Annotated in this window: 14 protein-coding genes; 6 read left to right on the top strand and 8 right to left on the bottom strand. The window is 55.8% G+C overall.

Features of this window, described 5'->3' with window-relative positions:
- Positions 1-39: 39 nt before the first annotated feature.
- The 3 genes from CEE69_RS22605 to CEE69_RS22595 all read right to left on the bottom strand — a co-directional run bounded on the left by CEE69_RS22605 (position 40) and on the right by CEE69_RS22595 (position 2,919).
- Positions 40-1,143, bottom strand: coding sequence for a Gfo/Idh/MocA family protein (locus CEE69_RS22605; RefSeq protein ID WP_099262889.1), 1,104 nt, complete (start codon positions 1,141-1,143; stop codon positions 40-42).
- Positions 1,140-2,021 (bottom strand): phytanoyl-CoA dioxygenase family protein, encoded by an 882-nt coding sequence (locus CEE69_RS22600; RefSeq protein ID WP_099262888.1) that lies wholly within the window; start codon positions 2,019-2,021, stop codon positions 1,140-1,142. The genes CEE69_RS22605 and CEE69_RS22600 overlap by 4 nt, the downstream gene beginning before the upstream one ends.
- A gap of 91 nt (positions 2,022-2,112) precedes the next feature.
- On the bottom strand, positions 2,113-2,919 hold the full coding sequence (locus tag CEE69_RS22595) for a sensor histidine kinase (protein WP_099262887.1): 807 nt from the start codon (positions 2,917-2,919) through the stop codon (positions 2,113-2,115).
- Positions 2,920-3,105: 186 nt separating this feature from the next.
- Between CEE69_RS22595 and CEE69_RS22590 the strand changes: the two genes are divergently transcribed.
- On the top strand, positions 3,106-3,375 hold the full coding sequence (locus CEE69_RS22590; RefSeq protein ID WP_099262967.1) for a hypothetical protein: 270 nt from the start codon (positions 3,106-3,108) through the stop codon (positions 3,373-3,375).
- A gap of 173 nt (positions 3,376-3,548) precedes the next feature.
- Positions 3,549-4,604 carry an NAD-dependent epimerase/dehydratase family protein gene (locus tag CEE69_RS22585; protein ID WP_099262886.1) on the top strand — a complete coding sequence of 352 codons (1,056 nt, stop codon included), beginning with the start codon at positions 3,549-3,551 and terminating at the stop codon, positions 4,602-4,604.
- A gap of 108 nt (positions 4,605-4,712) precedes the next feature.
- Here CEE69_RS22585 and CEE69_RS22580 read toward each other — a convergent pair whose 3' ends face one another.
- Complete coding sequence (locus CEE69_RS22580) at positions 4,713-6,302, bottom strand: sulfatase family protein (protein ID WP_099262885.1); 1,590 nt, start codon at positions 6,300-6,302, stop codon at positions 4,713-4,715.
- 473 nt (positions 6,303-6,775) lie between these two features.
- Between CEE69_RS22580 and CEE69_RS22570 the strand changes: the two genes are divergently transcribed.
- Positions 6,776-7,948 carry a ThuA domain-containing protein gene (locus CEE69_RS22570; protein WP_099262883.1) on the top strand — a complete coding sequence of 391 codons (1,173 nt, stop codon included), beginning with the start codon at positions 6,776-6,778 and terminating at the stop codon, positions 7,946-7,948.
- A gap of 48 nt (positions 7,949-7,996) precedes the next feature.
- Here the strand turns inward: CEE69_RS22570 and CEE69_RS22565 are convergent, their stop codons facing one another.
- On the bottom strand, positions 7,997-10,744 hold the full coding sequence (locus tag CEE69_RS22565) for a TolC family protein (RefSeq protein WP_099262882.1): 2,748 nt from the start codon (positions 10,742-10,744) through the stop codon (positions 7,997-7,999).
- A 321-nt stretch (positions 10,745-11,065) separates the two neighbouring features.
- Here CEE69_RS22565 and CEE69_RS22560 point away from each other — a divergent pair, with 321 nt between their 5' ends.
- Complete coding sequence (locus tag CEE69_RS22560) at positions 11,066-12,532, top strand: hypothetical protein (protein ID WP_099262881.1); 1,467 nt, start codon at positions 11,066-11,068, stop codon at positions 12,530-12,532.
- 154 nt (positions 12,533-12,686) lie between these two features.
- Here the strand turns inward: CEE69_RS22560 and folD are convergent, their stop codons facing one another.
- A complete protein-coding gene (gene folD / locus CEE69_RS22555; protein WP_099262880.1) occupies positions 12,687-13,589 on the bottom strand; it encodes a bifunctional methylenetetrahydrofolate dehydrogenase/methenyltetrahydrofolate cyclohydrolase FolD in 903 nt (300 codons plus the stop codon).
- Positions 13,590-13,719: 130 nt separating this feature from the next.
- On the opposite strand from folD, the gene CEE69_RS22550 reads away from it, so the two are divergent.
- Complete coding sequence (locus tag CEE69_RS22550) at positions 13,720-15,501, top strand: NADPH-dependent assimilatory sulfite reductase hemoprotein subunit (protein WP_099262879.1); 1,782 nt, start codon at positions 13,720-13,722, stop codon at positions 15,499-15,501.
- 167 nt (positions 15,502-15,668) lie between these two features.
- On the opposite strand, the gene CEE69_RS22545 is transcribed toward CEE69_RS22550, so the two are convergent.
- Positions 15,669-17,513 (bottom strand): hybrid sensor histidine kinase/response regulator, encoded by a 1,845-nt coding sequence (locus CEE69_RS22545; RefSeq protein WP_099262878.1) that lies wholly within the window; start codon positions 17,511-17,513, stop codon positions 15,669-15,671.
- Between the two features lie 520 nt (positions 17,514-18,033).
- Between CEE69_RS22545 and CEE69_RS22540 the strand changes: the two genes are divergently transcribed.
- Positions 18,034-20,391, top strand: coding sequence for a hypothetical protein (locus CEE69_RS22540; protein ID WP_099262877.1), 2,358 nt, complete (start codon positions 18,034-18,036; stop codon positions 20,389-20,391).
- A 146-nt stretch (positions 20,392-20,537) separates the two neighbouring features.
- Here CEE69_RS22540 and CEE69_RS22535 read toward each other — a convergent pair.
- On the bottom strand, positions 20,538-20,718 hold a 181-nt coding region (locus CEE69_RS22535), incomplete at its 5' end, for an integrase core domain-containing protein (protein ID WP_143549315.1).

The following is a 20,718-nucleotide window of genomic DNA, read 5'->3' as shown; positions in this document are numbered from 1 at the left end:
GGATAATTGATCCGTTTGGCGAACCGGACGGAACGGATTCTACGAAGGTGTTGGGATCTCGATCGCACGGTGGGTGTTTGCTGATTCGTAGCATGCGTCGATCAGGGCCATCGTACGCAGGTTGTCTCGACCGCTCAGGTTAGGTTCGACGCCGGTTTCCAACGCGACCAGCAGTTCTGCCATCGGTCCGGCGAACGCGTCGGGGAACCAGACTTGGTCCCATCGTGGTTGTTCCCATCGGCCGATGTCGGTCGTGGTCCAATCGATCGTGCTGGGGCAGCGAAGAGGGTACTTGGGCCAACCGATGGTTCCGCGAGCCATCCCCTTGGTGCCCTCGACTCGCCAAGTGATCCCCAAGTCTTCGGCCGCGCCTTCGCGAGCCGGTCCTGCCCACACGTCATCGCAAATTTGACAACGCAAACCGTTGGCGTATTCCAGGATGTACAGCCCGATGCCGTCCACGTGCGAGAACGTCGTTCGCGGGTCGGTCCGGAAGCTGGCGAAGACACGAACAGGATCACCGAACCAGTACCGCATTGCATCCAAGTGGTGGATCGACATGATCCGGCAGGTCATCCACCCCTGCCGTTGTTGCCAAGGCATCCAGTGCGGGATCGCTCGCATGTCAATGGTCGCTAACACAGGCTCGCCGAGGTGGCCTTGATCCAGCAGCGTCTTGCATGCCCGAACCGACTGGTCGTAACGCATGTTTTGGTTGACACAAAGCGTGATGCCAGCGTCGCGGCAGAGATCAACAATTTGCTTGGCCTCGGCAAAGCAACCCGCGATGGGTTTTTGAACCAAGATGCCACGGATGTGCGGGTGCCGAACCGCTTCCCGAATGATGCCGAGTTGAACGTCCGGTGGGACCGCGATGTCGATGACTTCAAGCGAACTGTCGGCCAGCAGTTCGTTTGGATTGTCAAAGACCTTGCTGATTCCATGCCGCTCTGCCACCGAGGCGGCTTGTTCTCTTCGCCGGGAAGCGATTGCCGCGGGATAAAAGCCCGCGGCTCCGTACGCCACCAACTGGCAATCATCCATGATGAACCCGGCGCCGATGCATCCAATGGGCACCTCGCGATTTTTCGGCATGACGGGATCGATACCCAAGTCGACCGAGTCGTTTTCACGCGGAGTCAATTCTCCGCGTCCTTTGATTGAGCCTTCAGTGAGGTCGCGCTGGCATCTCGATTGGGGTCCAGCCACGCCATGGACTGACTTTGCGAGTCGTTTTGGCGGGAGTCCGTGTCTTCGAATCTTTGCTCGCCAATTTGACGCACGGCGGAGTCCGGCAATCGATCCAATGGTGTGTAGCGAGGGTGATGTGAATCCTTGTAAGGATCGTTGGACTTGGCGTTGAAGCAACAGATCATGGACCAGCGCGGGTTGTCGCTGTGATTTTGATCGCTGCGATGCAACAGATTGGAATGGAAAAAGAGCACGTCGCCCGGGCTCATTTCAACATGCACCAGCTCAAACCGTTTCAAGATTTCAGCCACACGTTCCGGATCCGCACCGGCTTGTTGGCCGGTCAGTTGATGGTGAACGCGTCCGCAGGCATGGGAACCACGAATGACTTGCAGGCATCCGTTTTCTCGCGTCGCGGGATCGACGGCAATGAAGCAACTGACCAAGTTCGGCGTTAGAACACCGTTGCCGTACCAGTAGCCGTAGTCTTGATGCCACGCCCACGCCCCACCGACTCGGGCGTCCTTCATGATCATCTTGGAGTGGTAATGATACGGTTCGTCACGCAGCAGTTGCTCGGCCCTTTGGACCAACCGGTCGCAGCGTGCGAACGCTCCGTAGATGCCATCGCCGGGATGATTCCAAACCGACAACCGAACCGTGCCGCCTTCGCCGTCGTCGCGACCAAAGGCGTGGTCATCCAAGCGTTTGTCTTCTTTGGCCGAGCGGCGTAGCAGTTCGATCTCATCGGCATCGAACAACGAGGCAGACACCAAGAAACCTTGGCTGTCGTAGTCGGCAATCTGAGCTTCGTTGAGTGGACCGGGCATTTTCGCAGGGGCAGGTTCGCGGGAACGAATGACAACGCGTCATTGTATGCGATCCGCGCTGCCGCCAAATGCCATGGCGGGCCCACGCGATTTATGCGGCGGCTCGTTGGGACGCGCTGATTGGCAAGCGGATGATGAACGCGGTGCCACGACCGACCGAGCTTTCGACTCGCACTCGTCCTTTGTGTTCGTCGATGATGTCTTTGCAGGCCGCCAAACCCAATCCGGTGCCGCCCTTGCCGGTTTCGTCGGGACCGGCTTTGGTGGAGAAGTACGGATCGAAGATCTTTGGCAAGACGTCTTCCGGGATGCCTTTGCCTGAATCGCGAACGGTCAGTTCAACGTAGCCCGGTCCGTCGGTTCCGGTTTCGCACGTTGCGACTCGAATCCACAACGTGCCACATTCCCCGATCGCTTGTCGCGAATTGGTCAGCAGGTTGAGCAGCAAGCGTTGGATTTGATTGCCGCTGGCGTGAACCGTTGACGTTTCAGCCAAGTCAGTTTCGATGCTGATTCGGTACTTCTGCATTTCGCGTTGCATCAGAACCAAAGTTTCGCGAACCAGGCCGCTCAGATCAACTGGTCCCATCGTGTCGCTGCGATTGCGAGCTTGGGCCAGAATCGTGTTGGTGATTTGTGCGGCTCGCTCGGACGCTTCCAAAATCTTCGTCAGTGCTTTGTCGCGGCTGGCTTTGTCTTCGTTGCGAAGTCCCAGCTTGGCGTAGTTGATGACCGTCATCAGCACGTTGTTGAATTCGTGCGTCGCGGTGCCGGTCAGTTCGCCGAGTGTCGCCATCCCTTGCAACCGTTTGACTTGCTCCCGAAGCACCGTCAGCTCGTTGGCTTGCGATTCAGGAGCGTTGTGAGTCGAAGCGGCGGTGGAAGCTTGTTGCGACATAGCTGAATTGGAATCCAAGCAGGAAGGGAGTGGCTGTTTGATCTATCGGAACAACCCACACGGTTGATAAATCCCTGCTATCCGGCCCGCAAACCTTACCCTCCACGGCTCGTTTGCCCCGGTGACTTGTTCGCCCTGAATCACGCAGGCGAAAAGCCCGTCTCCAGCGAGTGCAAAGGCTTCGAAATGAATCGGTTTGACGAAGAAAACGTGCTGGATCGCCTGAAACGGATGACCCGCATCGCTCGCCAGAACGGGTTTCAAATCCGAGGTGAACCATTGGAGGGGGCTGGCAGCACTTGGTGCGAAATCCGTGGGAAACGCGTGCTGTTTCTAGATTTGACTCAAACCGCCGCCGAGCAAGCCCTGGCGATCGAGGAGATTCTGGAGATGACTCGGATGATCCGCCCGAACGCTCCGACGGCTGCACCGACGGCCATGAAACAGGCTGCCTGATTCGTTGGAATGAAGCTCGATCGACGCGTTTGGATCTCTCACCGGGGCGGAAATCCTCCTCCCGATGTCGTTTTAGTGAAAAAAATTCGCGGCGGTTTTGGTGTTTCGATTGCGAATTACAATCGGACGGCCGTTTTCTTTTGATGTTGGTTTTTAGGTAGGTTTGACGTGCTATGCGTGTGATTGTGACAGGTTCCAGTGGGCTAATCGGCTCGGCCGCGGTGCGGCATTGGGACGCCCTGGGTGACGAAGTCATCGGCATCGACAACGACATGCGAGCCACCTTCTTCGGCCCGGATGGCAGCACCAAGTGGAACCAGTCACGACTGGAAGAGGAAACATCGAACTTCCGAACCGTTTCACTCGACATTCGTGATCGCGACGGCGTGTTGGACCTGTTCAAAAACGAACCACCGGATTTGGTGGTTCATTGTGCGGCCCAACCTTCGCATGACAAAGCAGCGGCGATTCCGTTTCTGGATTTCGAAGTCAACGCCAACGGCACGTTGAACCTGCTGGAAGGAACTCGCCAGCATGCACCCGAAGCCGTGTTCTGCCACATGAGCACGAACAAAGTGTACGGCGATGCACCCAACGAACTGCCTCTCGACGAGTTGGAAACTCGCTGGGAATACGCTCGCGAAGAAGACTACGACGGCATCAGTGAATCGTGCCGCATCGACCAAACCATGCACTCGCTGTTCGGTGCGTCGAAGACCGCGGCAGATGTTTTGGCGCAAGAGTACGGCAAGTACTTCGGTCTGAAAACGGGCATCTTTCGTGGCGGATGTTTGACAGGGGCCAGCCACAGTGGGGTCGAGCTGCACGGCTTTTTGAGTTACCTCGTTCACGTCGCGGTGACGGGCAAGCCCTACACGATCTTTGGCTATAAAGGCAAACAAGTTCGCGACCAAATCGAATGCAGCGACGTGGTCAAAGCATTCGAAGCATTCTCAAAGAACCCGCGTCCGGGCGAGGTTTACAACATTGGTGGCGGACGCGACAACGCGGCCAGCGTTTTGGAATGCATTCAAAAGATCGAAGACATCTCAGGCCACAAAGTGAAGTGGACGTTGGGCGATGACAATCGCAAAGGCGATCACATTTGCTACATCAGCGACCTGAGCAAATTGCGACGCGACTACCCGGACTGGGACATTCGCGTTTCGCTGGACGAGATCTTGCGTCAGATGATTGCGAGCGAAGAGTCCAAGCTCGCGACCGCATGATTTGCAAACGCGATTGAATTTGATTCACAAAAAAAACCGCTCACCGGATGATTCCAGTGAGCGGCTTTTTCAATTTCGGACAATGCGGCCTTCGTCGGCGGCTCTGGCTTAGCGACTGCGGCCGGCATCGAGGAGCTTTTGAAGTTCCTGTTGCATTTGCTTCGCTCGTTCGGGTTCGCTCTGACTCAAATCATTCTGTTCGGCCGGATCTGAGTCAAGGTTGTAAAGCTCGAATTGTGGGACCTCTTTTCGTGTCATCGACAGATCGAAGTTGTACGACTTCTTGTGGTCATGCCGGACAAGTTTCCAATCGCCAACGCGATAGCCGTAGTTGCCGAGCTTTCCGTTGTCTTGTTGAACCAGGTGTTCACGGCCGGTTGCACCGGATTGGTTCATCAGCACTCCGAGCATGTTGTGGCTATCCAGGCAAGCGTCATTTGGAAGTTCTGTCCCGACCATGGCGGCGAGGCTGGCGGCGAAGTCGATCGTGCAAACCATTTCGTCGTTGACACCAACAGGAATCGTGCCGGGCATCCGGGTGATGAATGGCGTTCGCGTTCCGCCTTCGTAAACCGTGTACTTGCCGCCTTGATAAGGCCCGTTGGGATCATGGTTGCCAAGTTTCTCATTGGCGTCGTCCGCGTAGCCATCATCCAAGACCGGACCGTTGTCACTGCAGAAGACGAGCATGGTTTTTTCTGTCAGTCCGTTTTCCTCGAGCGATTTCATCAGTTCGCCAACGCACCAATCCAGTTCCGCGATGGCGTCGCCGCGAGGCCCGAGTGCGGTGCTGCCTTGGAAACGTTCATGAACCACACGAGGAACGTGCAAGTCGTGCGATGCGAAGAAGAGGAAGAACGGTTCGTCTTTGTTCTCAGTGATCCAGCGTTTGGATTCTGCGACCCAGCGGTCCGATAAATCTTCATCGCGGAACCGGGCGGCGTGGCCTCCCGTGTAGAACCCGATGCGGCTGATGCCGTTGTGGATTGTGGAGTTGTGACCGTGCGTCCAATCCATCTTCAATGTGTCGCGATGGGTGATCCCGGTCGGGTGATCTTTTGACGGCTTCTTGTTGCCGACCCACAGTGGGTCCGCGGGATCCAAGTTTTCGACATTGTGATTGTTGACGTAAACCTGCGGCACGCGGTCGTTCGTGGTTGGCAGCAGGATGCAGTGATCAAAACCGATTTCCAAAGGACCTGGTTTCAGATCGCCGTTCCAGTCCGGGCCTTCGTTTTTTTCACCCAAGCCCAGGTGCCACTTGCCGATGACCGCGGTCTTGTAGCCAGCCTCTTGAAGCAGGCTGGCCGTTGTCGTGGTTCCAGCGGGAATCAACGCGGGGCTGTTCGGTGGCGCGATTCCGGTTCCGGGAAAACGAAACGCGTAGGAACCGGTGAGGAACGAGTAACGGGTTGGCGTGCAAGTCGACGCCGAGCAATAACCGCTGGTGAAGCGGCAGCCTTCGGAAGCCATGCGATCGATGTTTGGCGTTTTGAGTCCCTTGGCTCCGTAGCAACCGATGTCGCCGTAGCCGAGGTCATCGGCCATCACGATCACCACATTGGGACGCTCGGTATCAGCCGCTGACGCCACCGAAATCGGGGCTGCGATGCAAGCGAGAACAAGGACGAGTGGGAACAAAAAACGCGGTGAAAGACCGCGGGAAAGCCAACTGGCCTTCGTGAGATTCGACGGCATGGTGCAGTTCGGTTGGGTGAGGGATGGAGGTGGGGATCAGACGCAACATTGTACTCGCGTCCCCAACTGCAGGCACTAGTCGATTGACCGTTGAGGCGTCATCAAAGCTTGATTTGGTACGAATCGTGAGTGGATCGGTCTATAGAAGTGATGAGGCGGAGAGCCGATTCAGGAACGCTTTCAGATGGCTCGTCGAGGGTTCGCGTCCGTTCATTAAAACGATTGGGTGGACCATGCGATTGGCGATTCACGTGAATTGCTCGTGCGACACAAACCTATGGAAATGCGGCAAAGGAATTGATGTTGGCTTGTTTTGTGGAAAGCGGCGTGGATCGTCACGCGATCGGGATGAAGATGGACTAAATTCAGTAGCACTCGCGATGCATCAAGATCGCCGGTCATCTTTTTTGTTTGATCGGTAGCGTTCGCGAATCGACCTCCCATCCATCCCACCTCGATATCCCCGTTGATCTATGAAGACTTGGCTCTCACTGGTTTTACTTTCTGCTGTCGCGTTTCCACTTGCCGCTTTTGCCGCTGAGCCCGACAGTGCTCCGTTGGTTTACGAGGGTGGCGAAGGCATCGGTAAAGGCAAACACATCGTGTTTGTTGCGAACGATCACGAGTACCGATCGGAGCAGGCTTGCCCGGCGCTCGCGAAAATTCTGGCGAAGCATCACGGTTTCCGCTGCACGGTTTTGTTCGGGATCAACGAGGACGGCGAGATCAAAGCCGGCGACTCACCCGTGCCGGGCATGGAAGCTTTGAAGGATGCAGACCTGCTGTTCTTCTTCACCCGTTTCATGCGACTGCCCGACGAACAAGTCGACTTGTTGGTGGACTACTTCGAACGAGGTGGTCCGGTTGTCGGCGCTCGGACGTCGACTCACTGTTTCAACGGCCAAAAGGGAAAGTGGGCGAAACTGAACTTCAATTATGAAGGTGACGACTACCTTGGCGGTTTGGGCGAACAGGTCTTTGGCAACACATGGCACGCGAAACGTGGGCAAAGTCATTACGGTGGCAACCACAGTTCGAGCAGCCGGATCAAGGCGGTGGAATCCGCAACCGATCATCCGATCATGACCGGCGTTGGATCAATGCACGGCTACAGCGGAGCGTACAAGTCACAACCGCCGACCGGAGCCACGCCGTTGGTGGAGGTCCAGGTGCTTAACACATTTGAACCAAGCGACGACGTCAACACTGACAAACCGAAAGTGTCTGCTGGTTGGACCCGCGATCACTACGTTGCACCCTCGGGTGACAAGAAGGACGCACGAGTTGCTTACTTCTCGTACGGAGCATCGGAGGACTTGCTCGACGAAGACACTCGTCGCTGTTTCGCGAACGCTTGCTTGTGGGCACTCGGAATGGAAGACCAGATCAACGCAGACTTGGACATGAGCGTTGTGGGATCGTTTGTCCCAACTCCATTCACCACCGGCGCTCTGTACCGAGACAACGTGCTTCCGTCAGAGCTGGCCGGTTGGGACAGCGAAATCATGCCGACCGACCACGTGTTGGGCGGAATGGACAATCCCAAGATGGTTCGCAAAGTCAACTCGGCTTTGAAGGCTCGTCCTGAGCTGCGTCGCCAAGTCGCTGAGGATTATCCCAAGCTTTATGGCGACGAAGCCAAATGAGCTGATCCAGATCAGCTCGTTGGATCAAGACGCCTCTCCGATCTTTGGTTAGAAGCCAAAGATCGGTGCTTTGGGTTGTTCCTTCAGTGGCATGCCACAGTCAGGCGTCGGGCACAGAGCGTTGGACGTTGTGACACCGCAATCGATCAAGCCGCCTTCGGATGTTCCAACCAATCCGAGTAGGTATTCCGGCTGGATGGGACCTGGATCAATCCAGAGTCCGTCGGGTGTCAGCTCCATCGTTCCGAGGTCCAAATCGAGACTGCGACGAACAACTTCGAAGTTCACAAAGATGTTCAGCAGCGAGTTCTGCGAGTCCAGCAAGTCACCCAGTGCCGAGATCGTATCGCGAGCCGCGGTCGGTCCGCTGTTCAATCCGCGAGCGTCTCGGAACGACCGGATGTCTTCGTTGAGTTCCAATTGGTTTGCTGCGATGCGAACTGATTGGCGTCCCAGTTCGAAGTTAATCCGGTTGGCTTGGAGCTGGCGAATGCTTGAGCGAAGGCCCTGCCACACGCTGTCTTCGAAGTTGTAGTACGACCGCTTGGCTTGTTCGTATTCGATCAACGCTTGACGGTAGGTGTTGCGTTCCTGCAGGCGAGTGATCGGGGCGTCCCAGCGAAGTCCAATCCGAAGACTGGTGTTGTCGTTGTTGGGAAGATCCGTCACCGCAGCACGGCTGACCCCACCCGAAACGACCAAGTCCAAATCGCTTTCCAAGTCGTCGGCGAAGAACTCGATCCGACGATAGGTGTCCACCAACGCGGCTCGGGCGTTGGCCCAGTCACGGCGGTTCACACGAGCGATTTGCAGTGCTTCGGCTGGGTTGATTTCCACTTCGGGCAACAACAGTGATTCCACACGGGCACGTGCTTGAATCAGTTGCAACGCTAGGACGTCTTCACCCAAGTTTGCCAACAAGTCTTGGCTGGCCAGAATCACTTCGCCGCGAACCTGGGCAGCAATTTCGACTCGGTTTTCGGATTGCGGACCGGTTTCCAAGAAGACATCGATCCGATCGTTGAGTTGCTTGACAGCGACTTTGTAAGCGTCGAGTCGACTCGCGATTTCGGAGAACTGCGAATCGAGTTCTTCGCCAAGTTCGAGCACCGGGTCCAAGTCGAAGATGGATTCGTCAACTGTTTCGATGCCCAACAGCGAACACACGGTCGCTTGTTCTTCGCGGTACAGTTGCAGCAAAGAATCGGTTTGGTTTTTGCGTTCCGGAATCAGCTCGGACAACTTCTGAAGGTCGGCCTCGACGCGAGGCAAGTCTTCGCTGATCAAGTCTTCCGTGAACTTGGACAGCGGTTCGACGGAGGATCGGAGTTGTTCGATCAATTGAATCGTGTTGTCGTCCCAAGTGAGTTTGGATTCCGGGAGCCCCGTTTCTGGGTTCAGTGAGCTCTCGCTTGATTCCAGCAGTCCAATGTTGATTTCACCGACGGCCAATCGCACTTCGATCAATTCTTCGCGGCGATTTCGGAGCGTGCGGTCAATCAGTTCGAAACGTTCCAACATCGGGTCGTTGATCTCGACGCAGATGTATGGTGGCAACCCAAGGTCACGAAGGAACGAGTCGACGGAGTTTTGATAGCCAACGCGGCGCGAGACCAACGAGCTCTGCGAGCTAAGCAATGCCGATCTCGCTTGTGCAATTTGCAGACGCTGACGAATGATGGCTTCGGGGTCATCGGGAATGGTGGTCAACAATTCAATCAATGTGTTGTCGAGAATGACCAGGTTCTCGCCCAGTCGAGCGATGTTCTCCTCCAAGTTGCGGATTTGCAGTTGGTCCTGGAGCAAACCGATGAAGCCGCCAGCTTGAGGAACGCCGGTCCCTCCGCCACCACCAAGGTTGGCGAACCCAGAGTCGAACCCGGTGAAGGCACCGGTGTTGGCCGAGAACGTGCCGCCGGAACGACTGACACTGCTGTCGTTGTTTCGGCCGGTGACGATGTCCAAGTAGAAACCTCGACGGAATCGTTCAAAGTTGCGAACGTTGGCGAGCAGTCGACGCTCGGATAGCGTCAGCAATTCCATGATGCGATCGCGACCGGCACCTCGCAGCAACGGTTGCAACAACGTGAAGTCGAGCACAGTGGAAGTCGTTCGCGTGTCGGGACCGTTCAGGTTCCAGACAACTTCATTGGCAAAGTTGACCAGCAAGTTGGCTCCGGTCGCGAATTGACGGCTCAGCGCGACGTCGCCGCCAACACTGGTGACCGAGTCAGAATCGCGAGTGGCTCCGAAGCGTTGATCGCTCTGGCTGAACGAAGCTCCGGCACCGGCGAAGTATTGGGTGTCGAACTGGAACCGTTGGCTCGAGACATCCAACGCGGACAGGTACAACTGTTCCATTTGTCGCTGGTAGTCGGGGGAATGCAGCAACGCAATTTTGACGGCGTTCTCTGAGTTGAGTTCGAGGATGCCGTCATCATTGAGCGGCAAGAACTGCCACCAATCCGGGCTTTCGGCAGCGTTGGTCAGTCCATTGGCTTCCCACATTGGGTAGCCACGGCGGCCATCGACACACTGCATGTATCGATTCGAGGCTGGGTCATCCAACGGCATTGGTTGGAAGTCGAGGTCGAATGGGTTGAACATTCGACTGCGACGGTCCAGCTCGATCCGCAACGGCGCGTTGACCGGGCGTGATACGTGCGAGGCTTTCTCGTCCATCAACGCGTAGGCTTCATTGTCGGCCTGTTTGCGATAGTGCGTGCGGTTGCACCCCATCGCGGCTGGCAACAGCACGGTTCCGGTTAGTAGCCAAATGGACAGTGTTTTTCGCATGGTCACGTTCGATCGCCTTCGAAGACCTGGATGTTCGGTACACGTCTCTAGATCGGTCCTGACGTGTTCACAGGATCATTTCGGACGATCTGGGCGACCGGCTTGACCGGCAAGTCGGTGCAAACCGCTCGAACCGGCTCAATCGGCGCCCCGTCGTGAGGGATGTTCCGGTTGTGCCGATCGGCCGGTCCCAGGGATCGTTGTGGACGACCGGAACGGAAAACTTGATGAAAATTCTCCAAGCCGGCGGTGGACTGGATTAAGCTAGCCGGTCAAGGATCCATCTTTGGTAGTTCTGCCGCTTCTCTATCTATCTCTCTGATGCAGTACGTACTTCTTCTCGTTCTGATTGTCGTCGTGATCGCCCAGGCCATTTTGGTTTGGAAAGCGGCACCTCACTGGCGGTGGTATCAGATCACTCCGGTCGTCATCACGACGATTTTGGCCGTGATTTTCGTGTTTCCCGTTGCTGGAGCCCTAAAAAGTCGCTCCGAATGGCACAAGGTCAAAGAGGATTTGGAAGCCAGGCTCGCGTTGGTGGAAGCCGAGCAGCTGGAACTGCGTTATGGCGATCCAAACGACCCTTTGTCCGGTGAAGGCGTCCTGCCAATGGCCCAGAAGTTGGCCAAATTGGGGACCGAAGCCGGTCGACGCTGGCGTGGACTGCGTCTCACGAACGCGAATTTTGACAACATTGGCCAAATCGTCCTAACGAACCCCCAACCAGAAGTCCCCGTCGATGGGTTGCCTCCGGAACCAGCAGATGACGCGGCAGCCGAAGCGGCACCCCTGCCGCTGATTCCAGAAGGCCTCGTCGTTTACGGTTTCGCCGAAGGGCCGCAGCCCAACTTGGAAGTTCCTGTCCCGATCTTCTATCTCGGCGAATATCGCGTGACCGCGACCTCACCGACTCAAGTGACTGTGCAGCCAACGGCTCCTTTGTTGCCGCAGCAACGCCAGGCGATCGAGAGTCGCCAAGCGGTCAGTTGGTCGGTTTATGAATTGCTGCCGCTGGATGGGCACGAGCCATTCATTGCCGAAGGAAGCGTGGAAGACGACAACAATGTGTTCGGCCGGATCGATGACGAGCTGGTCAACCGTTTGCTGAGTAACCCGATCTCGGCCCAGTCGCGAGCGGAGTACCTACGCGATGGAACACGTTCGCTTCCGGATGACGAGCCACTGAGCAAGTGGGTCAAAATTGAATTCACGAAGAATCATGAAATCACCGTCGACAGTCCCGACCAACGCGGTGCTCTCGACGGAGGGTTCTTCGATGGCAGCGGGCGAGCGGTGGACAGCCGTTTGCAGCACGGTGATTCCGGCAAAGTCAAATTCGCCAAAGATGATTTGTTGATCGTTCAAGAAGAAGCTGCTGATGAGTTGATCGACTTGGACGTCGCTCGCCTGATCGACACCTATTACATTCGACCACTCAACGATTATCGGTTTGTCCTGCGACGCATTCGTTTGCGTTTGGCGGAACTGAGCACACGGACTCAGGAATTGACCTACGAGAACGAAGTGCTTCAGCGGGCGATTGATGCGACCGTGAAAATGACCGCGGCAGGTCAAGGTGAGAAGCTGATGTTGGAGCAGGACTTCGAGCAGACCGAAGTCGAACGCAAATCATTGGAAGTGTACAACGAACGTTTGGCCAGCGAATTGAAAGAGACTCGCCAGCGTTTGGTGAAGCTTTATCGAAGCAATCAGCAACTCGAGAAAGAGCTGCAGATGTTTCACGAGTCGATCGTCACACCCGGCGAGTCGCTCACCTCCACTCGCTAGTCAGCCGAACGTGCTGACTGAAAACCTGTAGCTCGGTGGTCCCCCACCGAGTCCACTGCGAGCTAGGTTTTCCTTCGGGCGAACCGGTGCCTTGGTTCTGCGAGCCAAAGCACGATGGACACAAAACGCTGTCCACCTCGCCCATCCCGGTTCGCTACTCTTTCCCAGCCTGCATTTTCGCGGCCATCAAAGTGTTGTGCAGCAACATCGCGATTGTCAGCGGTCCGACTCCACCGGGAACCGGCGTGATTGCCGAAGCGACGGCTTCCGCTTCCGCGAATGCGACGTCGCCAACCAGTTTGTCATCGACGCGGTTGATCCCGACATCGATGACGACGGCACCGGGCTGAATCATTTCCGCGGTGATCATCTCCGGGCGTCCCACCGCCGCGATCAAAATGTCCGCTTGGCGACAGGTCTCGGTCAGGTTTTTGGTGCGGCTGTGTGCGATGGTCACCGTCGCATTGGCGACAGCGGGGCCACAGGTGCTGTCTTTTTGAGCCAGCATCATTGCCATCGGTTTTCCGACGATGTCGCTGCGGCCAACCACGACGACGTGTTTCCCGTTGGTTTCAATTCCAGTGCGATGCAGCAATTGGACAATTCCGTGCGGGGTGCAGGGAAGAAATCGCGGCCGGCCTTGCATGAGCAATCCGACGTTGACGGGTGAAAACGCGTCGACATCCTTGATTGGATCGATCGCGTCCAACACGGCTCGCTCATCGATTCCCGTGCCGCCGTTGGCTTTGGATGGCAAAGGCAATTGAACCAAAATGCCGCTGACGGCAGGATCAGCGTTCAATTCAGCCACTTTGGCCAGCAATTCTGCTTGGGTGGTCGACGCGGGCATTCGGTCCAGACGACTGGCGATGCCCGCCTTCGCACAGGCTCGCTCTTTGTTTCGTACGTACACCTGGCTGGCGGGATCTTCGCCAACCAAGACGGCGGCCAATTGGGGTGGTGGATTCCCGCCTGAAACAAACGTTTCGACGTCAGCAGCGACTTCGCTGCGAATTTCCGCGGCAATTTTCTTGCCGTCCAGTCGCGTTGCGGGCATCCCCGAGCCTTGAATTGGCGTAAGTCGACGAGAGGTCGACGTGGTGAAAAATTGGAATTGTCGGTATAAAGACCCGGGTACGAACCTTCGGTCTTCTGGCCGACGCAAATCACACAGGATTTTTGACTCGATGTCTACCGACACTTCCGAAACGAATGCCGCACCGACCCCCGCGCCTGCGAAGCCTATCAAGCTCAGCCCGGTCGAAAAGATCAAGCAAGAAAGTCGTTTCCTGAAGGGCTCGATCGATTCCGAGCTGGCCGATCCGGTGGATCACTTTGACAATTCCAACATCCAACTGTTGAAATTCCACGGCACGTATCAACAGGACGACCGAGACAAGCGAGCCGAGCTGAAAAAAGCCGGCGGTGGCAAAGCTTACTCGATGATGATCCGTTGCCGGATCCCCGGTGGGCGTTTGAGCTCCGATCAATTGGTCGCTCACCTGGATATGTGTGACGAACTGGGTGATTCCACGCTGAAGATCACCACGCGCCAAACGCTGCAACTGCACGGGATTTTGAAAGGCGATCTGCGTGAGACGATCCGCCGCATCAACGAAGTGGAGCTCTCCACGCTGGCAGCTTGCGGCGATGTGAACCGAAACATCATGTGCTGCCCCGCGAAACGGGTCGGCGGAATCCATGACCAGCTCAACGTGTTCACGGACGATTTGACCGAAGCTCTCGCGCCGCAAACGCCGGCCTATCACGAGCTATGGCTGACGGACCCCGAAACCGGCGAGAAGACCTTGGCCGGTGGTGGTGAACCCGATGCGTCCAGCGCTCCTGTCATCGACGAGCCGTTGTACGGTCCGACTTATCTGCCACGGAAGTTCAAGATCGGCATCGCCCTGCCGGAAGACAACTGCATCGACATCTACACGCAAGACCTTGGGTTCTTGGCCGTGGTTCGTGATGGCGAAATCACGGGGTACAACGTCTCCGTCGGCGGCGGCATGGGACGTACACCAAGTGCCAAGAAGACTTTCCCAGCACTCGCCAAACGCATGGCATTTGTGACTCCAGAGCAAGCGATTGAAGTGGCCAAGGCGGTCATCATCGTCCAGCGTGACAACGGCAACCGCAGCGATCGAAAGGTCGCTCGTTTGAAGTACTTGATTGCGGATTGGGGTGTCGAGAAATTCCGCGCGGAAGTCGAAAAGGTGTTCGGCGGTCCACTCGCGGATTGCACCGAAGAAGATGTGTATGAGTTCGACGACCACATGGGGTGGCAGGAACAGGGCGATGGCAAATTGTCCTATGGCCTGAACATCGAAAACGGTCGTTTGTATGACAACGAAGACACGCAAGTGAAAGCAGCGATTCGAGCGGTTTGTGCTCGATTCAATCGCGAAATTCGTTTGACCAGCCACCAAAGCATGATCTTCTGCGACATCGATCCTTCCGAAAAAGAAGAGCTGATCGAGATCCTGAAGTCACACGGTCTTCGCACCACGGAAGAAACCAGCACGGTTCGTCGCTGGTCGATTGCCTGCGTCGCACTGCCGACTTGCGGTTTGGCCATCACCGAATCAGAGCGACGGTTACCGAGCATCATCGATTCGATTGAAGAGCCTTTGGCCAAGTTGGGGCTTAGCAACGAACGCTTCACGATCCGGATGACCGGTTGCCCCAACGGATGTGCTCGTCCCTACAACGCTGACCTGGCCTTGGTCGGACGCGCCGTCGGAAAGTACACGCTGTTCGCGGGTGGCGGATGGTTGGGCAACCGATTGGCGTACATCTACAAGGATCAGGTGCCTGACTCGGACGTCACCGCCGAGTTGACCGGCATCTTTGCCGCGTTCAAAGCCAATCGCGAAGAAGGCGAATCGCTGGGAACGTTCTGCGATCGAGTTGGAGCAGAAAAATTGGCTGAGTTGGCCGAAGCTGCTCCACTTCCAGCCTGATCCGGTATCGGGCAGACTTTGCGAAAGACTGCTCGCTCGAGGAACTGTTTCAAACGACGAACGGCTTGGTGAATTCACCAAGCCGTTCGTTTTTTGATGTTCATTGACTGGGCGTTCACGCTCAATCCTGATCCGTGATTGTTACCAACCAGGGATCTCAACCGAACTCAGCAAATGGAGTTCTTCGTGCCGCCGGATGCGGTCCGTGCAGCATCGGGATCCTCGTCGCTGGGAGGATTGTCATCCGACGATGCGTCCGGAGGATTTTGCACGTTGGGGTTCGCCTCGATCACCGTTTTCAGAACATCGATCAGTTGGTCCAAGCGGAATGGTTTGAAGAGCACCGCTTTTGGATGCAGGCCATTTTGCTTGGCTTTCACGATCGAGTGACCTGGGTCGTATCCGAATCCCGTCATCAAAATCATCGGCACGTGCGTCATGACTTTTTCGAGACGCAACATCAATTGGTACCCGCTGTAATCGGGCAGCTTGATGTCGCTAATGATCGCGTCGTAGCTGTCGGCACCCGCACTTCGGCGGACCATCAAAACCGCTTCGTCGCCTTCGTGAGCGGTCTCAACGACGCAGCCGTATTTCTCGAGCAGCTGGTGGGCGTCTTCGCGAACTTGTTCGTCATCGTCGACGACCAAGATGCGTCGGGCGCGGAGAATCGCGTTTTGATCCATTTTCTCATCCGCCGGCACGGCCTCCAAAGGAGTCATCTTTTGGCCGATTTGCTGGATCGTCCGTTTGATGTCGCGAGAGTTTTGCAGGATCCGGCGAAGGCGATCCATCACCTCGGGGCTGTGCCCGATGTAGCCTTCCATCACGTGCACGGCGTCGTTGAGAATCGCATCGACGGGCAGAGCGACGGCACTGTGAATCGCGTCACAGCTTTGCTGAGCGGTGTTCGCTTTTTGTGCGACGAGTAGTTCCAGCGTGTTCAGAGCAAAGGCAATGTCGCGAGCGAAGATCTCCAAGAATTGCAGATCACTGTCGCTGAACGCTGCGACGTCGGGGCTTTCGACGTTGATCGTCCCGAGCACCTGATCATGAAGGACCAGCGGAACCGTTAGCGAGCTACGGGCGTCTGCAACGCCGGGAATGAACAGAGGGTCGTTCTGTACATCATGACAAACGTAGCTGACGCCACTTGCGGCAACGTACCCGGTGATGCCGTTCTCACGGGGATGTGCGGAAAGTCGGCGGTCAGAGGCTTCTTCGTCGATGCCAACGCTGAGCAGCGGGATCAGGTCGCCGGTGGTTTGTTCGAGCACTCGAATTTCGATGACTTCGAAATTTAGTAAGTCACTCAGGTAGTGCTGAATGTTGTCCTTCAGAAGATCGATTCGGTCATCGACCTCCATCATGAAGATCTCGTTGGGACGCAAATCGGCCAATTCGCGACCGGCTTGGTGGATTGCCGCCAACTTCTGCTGTTGAAGGATCTCGTCGGTGATCTCACCGATGGTAACGATCAGGTTTCGCGGCGATTCGGCCGATCGGACTGGTGCGGCATGAACCTGAAAATATTGGTTGTCCATGCTGTGTAGCGTGGAGCTGCTTTCGTCCCCGGTTGCCAGAGCGGTGTGGAACGGACAGAAATCCGGCCCCATGATCTCGGGATTGTGCAGCAATTCGTAGAACGTCATGCCCAGCGGTGTACCAGCCGGACGTCCCGCCCACTGAAGCAAGCGATGGTTCGCCCAAATCACGCGAAGATCCGCGTCAAGCAACGCGACACCTTCAGGCATATCGCGGAGCATCAGTCCGCTTTGCATCATCCCACGAATTTCAGATGTCTGCGGGAGGCTGCTGCGGCTCATCCAGACGCCGGCCACGTCTTCCTCTTCAAGCAGAGGAAATGCGTCCACAATGGACTCGCAGAACACCCAATCAATGTCGGGTGATTTTGTTCCCTCAGCCGAGCCATCGCCTTGTAGCAGAGCGTCTGGCAGTGAGGATCGATCCGGAGGCGAATCTGGGGCGCCGACACAGATGATCTTTGGCATGGATCTTACCTCCCCCCGTTTCAATCTTGACCATTTGCCGGGACGTGCAAACAGTGTTTCCTTAACGTCGTCTTTCACGCCCGGTTTGGGAACCACATCCCGGAAATTTTTGCAGAATTCCTGTGGGATTCATTTCCCGCAGACATTCTACGCACTAATCAATCGTCTTGGGCGAATGCGAATTGTTCGCGTCTGAGCGATGTTTAGCCAAAACGGGCGGCTGCAAAAGAGTTTTATGAAATTTCGTGATGAGGTGCGCGTTTGATGTCAGTTTCACGCTTACTCTCACTGCATCGATCCCGGGAGAATAGGTTTCCTGGGACGACTGAACAAAAACTAAGCTTTATCGGGCTGATTGATTCGCCTCATTGTTGACACTGCTTACCTGGTACCTACATTTTGGGGAACGGGCGTTGTCCGCCCAGAGTACGCAGCCGTTAAAGCTTACCCGTGTTTCTTCTGTTGCCTCACTGGCTGTGAGCGTTTTGGAGGTTTTTTGATGAGATCGAACGTATTACGGATGTTTCTTGGACTGACAGCGGCGATGTTGTTCGCTGTCAATGTCTACGCAGGATGCGGAGATTGTGGTGGATGCGCTAGCGGCGACGGATGTGTCTCCGATGGTGGTGGTGCCACAGTCATGGGCGGCGGCGTTGCCGGCGCTAGTTATGGGGGTGCATGTGGCCCAACCGTTTCCTATCAAACGCAAACGGTAATGCGTTCTCAGTACGTCACTGAGACTCAAATGGTGCCCACCACCACTTACCAACGCCAAACGCAAACTCGCATGCGTAGCGTGACCAAGCAAGTTGCTCGCGTTGAAAGCCGCGAACAAGAGTACACGGTCAACGTGCCGCAAACTCAAACACGTACGGAAACCTACGACGTTCAAGTCGCAGTTCCATACACCGAAGAAGAAACCTACTCGGTTCAGGTTCCTGTCACGACAGAAGTCGAACAGTCCTACCAAGTGTCGGTTCCTTACACTGAAAACGTGGAACAGTCGTACCAAGTTTGCGTTCCATACACCGAGCAGCTTGAGCAAAGCTACACGGTTCAGGTCCCTTACACAGAGACCAAGACGCAAACCTACACCGTCAACGTTCCTTACACTGAGCAACAAGAGCAAACCTACACGGTTCAAGTTCCTGTTCAGCAAACTCGCGAAGAAACCTACCAAGTGTCGGTTCCTTACACCGAGGACGTCGAGCAAAGCTACACGGTCCAAGTTCCTGTCACGAGCACGCAAACTCAGACTTACCAAGTTTGCGTTCCTTACACCGAAACTTTGACTCAAACTTACTCGGTTCAAGTTCCTTACACCGAAACCAAAACGCAGACCTACACGGTCAACGTTCCTTACACCGAAACCGTTGAGCAGCCTTACACGGTCAGCGTTCCTGTGACTGAGCAAGTTGCTCAAAGCTACACGGTCAACGTTCCTTACACAGAAAACGTCGAACAAACCTACACCGTTCGCGTTCCTGTTCAAGAAACCAAGACTGCTTTCCGTACCGTTACCAAGTGCGTCCCAGTGACCACCATGCGTACCGTCACGAAAGACATGGGCAGCTACCAGTGCCAAGCCGTCGTTTCCGGCGGTGCAGCTTCCTACGGTAGCGGCGCAGGCGTTTACGCAGCTGGTTCAGGTTGTGGTTCGTCGGCTTGTGGTGGCGGATGTGCAAGCAGCTGCGGCTCTTGCTCAGCTTGCACCAGCAGCTGTGGTTCGTCGGCTTGTGGCGGCGGATGCGGTGGAGTTGTCGGTGGCGGTGCTGCTGCGGCTGGATCGGCATGCGGACAAACTGTTTCGTATCGTCAGGTTTACGTTCCTAACTTGGTGACGGAACAAGTTCCAACCACCTCGTACCAACGTCAGTCGCAACAGGTTCCTTACACCTACACGACGACTTCGTACACCACGCAAACGCAAACTCGTTCGGTTCCTGTTACCAAGTGCCGTACCGAAACTCGTGAGCGTATGGTCAACGTGACCAAGTACCAAACCGAAACGCGTACTCGTACCGTTCAGGTTCAAAAGTGCCGTCAAGAACAACGTACTCGTGACTACACCGTCACCAAGTACCGCACCGAAACGAAAACTCGCGAAGTGCCTGTTCAAAAGACTCGCTTGGAAACTCGCACCCGCGAAATTCCTGTGACGACGATGAAGACCGAAACTCGTACTCGTACGGTTCCTGTCACCAAGTGTCGTACTGAAACCCGTACTCGTACGGTTCCATTCACCACGATGTCGACCGAAGAACGCACTCGCACGATCACTGTTCAAAAGTGCCGTCAAGAAGAGCGTACTCGTGACTACACCGTGACGAACTATCGCACTGAAACTCGCACCAAGTCGATTCCAGTGACGAAAACTCGTTTGGAAACTCGTACTCGTTCGATTCCTGTGACCAAGAGTCGCATGGAAACTCGCACTCGCATGGTTCCTCAAACGACCATGACGACCGAAGAACGTACTCGTACGGTCAACAAGACCCGCATGGAAACGCAACAACGCACCCGCGAAGTTGCTTACACCGTGAACACTCCTGAAACTCGTACTCGTACTTACAACGTGACTGTCTATGACACTGTCACTGAAGAAGTGCCAGAAACCTACAGCGTTTGCGTTCCTGTGCAAACAATGAAGGCCGTTCAAGTTCAGGTCTGCAAGCAAGTTCCAACCACCGTTCAGGTTCCTGTCTACGGTGCTTCGGCTGCTTACGGTTCGTCAGCTGCTGGCGTTGCAACCGGTGCTGGTTGCTCGTCTTGCGGTTCGGCTGCTCCTGTTAGCTACGAAGCTGCACCTGTCATGCAAGCTGCTCCTGCAGCTCCTGTCATGCAAACCGGTGCTGGTTGCACGAATTGCGGTCAGTGATCGCTAGTCCATTGTTCACTGGATGGTGATTCATCATCCGGTGGATTCTGAATTCACAAACGGCTCGCATTCAATTCGAATGCGGGCCGTTTTTTTGTGTGTTGAGCTAAGTCGTGCTGGGATGCCCCCATTTTCTGTACCAGGCGTTATGAAAGATTGGGTTGGGGAATTGGGATCGGTGATTCGCAGTGCTGCTGGAGTGAGGCCGTAGGCCGAACGGAAGCAGCACTGCGAAGCGCGAACTCCGTTGGGGTCAGGTAGCCAAGCGAACTGTGCGGGCGGCGTGTGTTGAAGTCCTCCCGCCAAGCTCGTGCTTTCGTCCGTGCG

This window comes from Rhodopirellula bahusiensis (assembly GCF_002727185.1).
Classification (GTDB): Bacteria; Planctomycetota; Planctomycetia; order Pirellulales; family Pirellulaceae; genus Rhodopirellula; species Rhodopirellula bahusiensis.
Note: the sequence above shows the minus strand (reverse complement) of the source record. Positions and strands in the feature narration are given on the sequence as shown.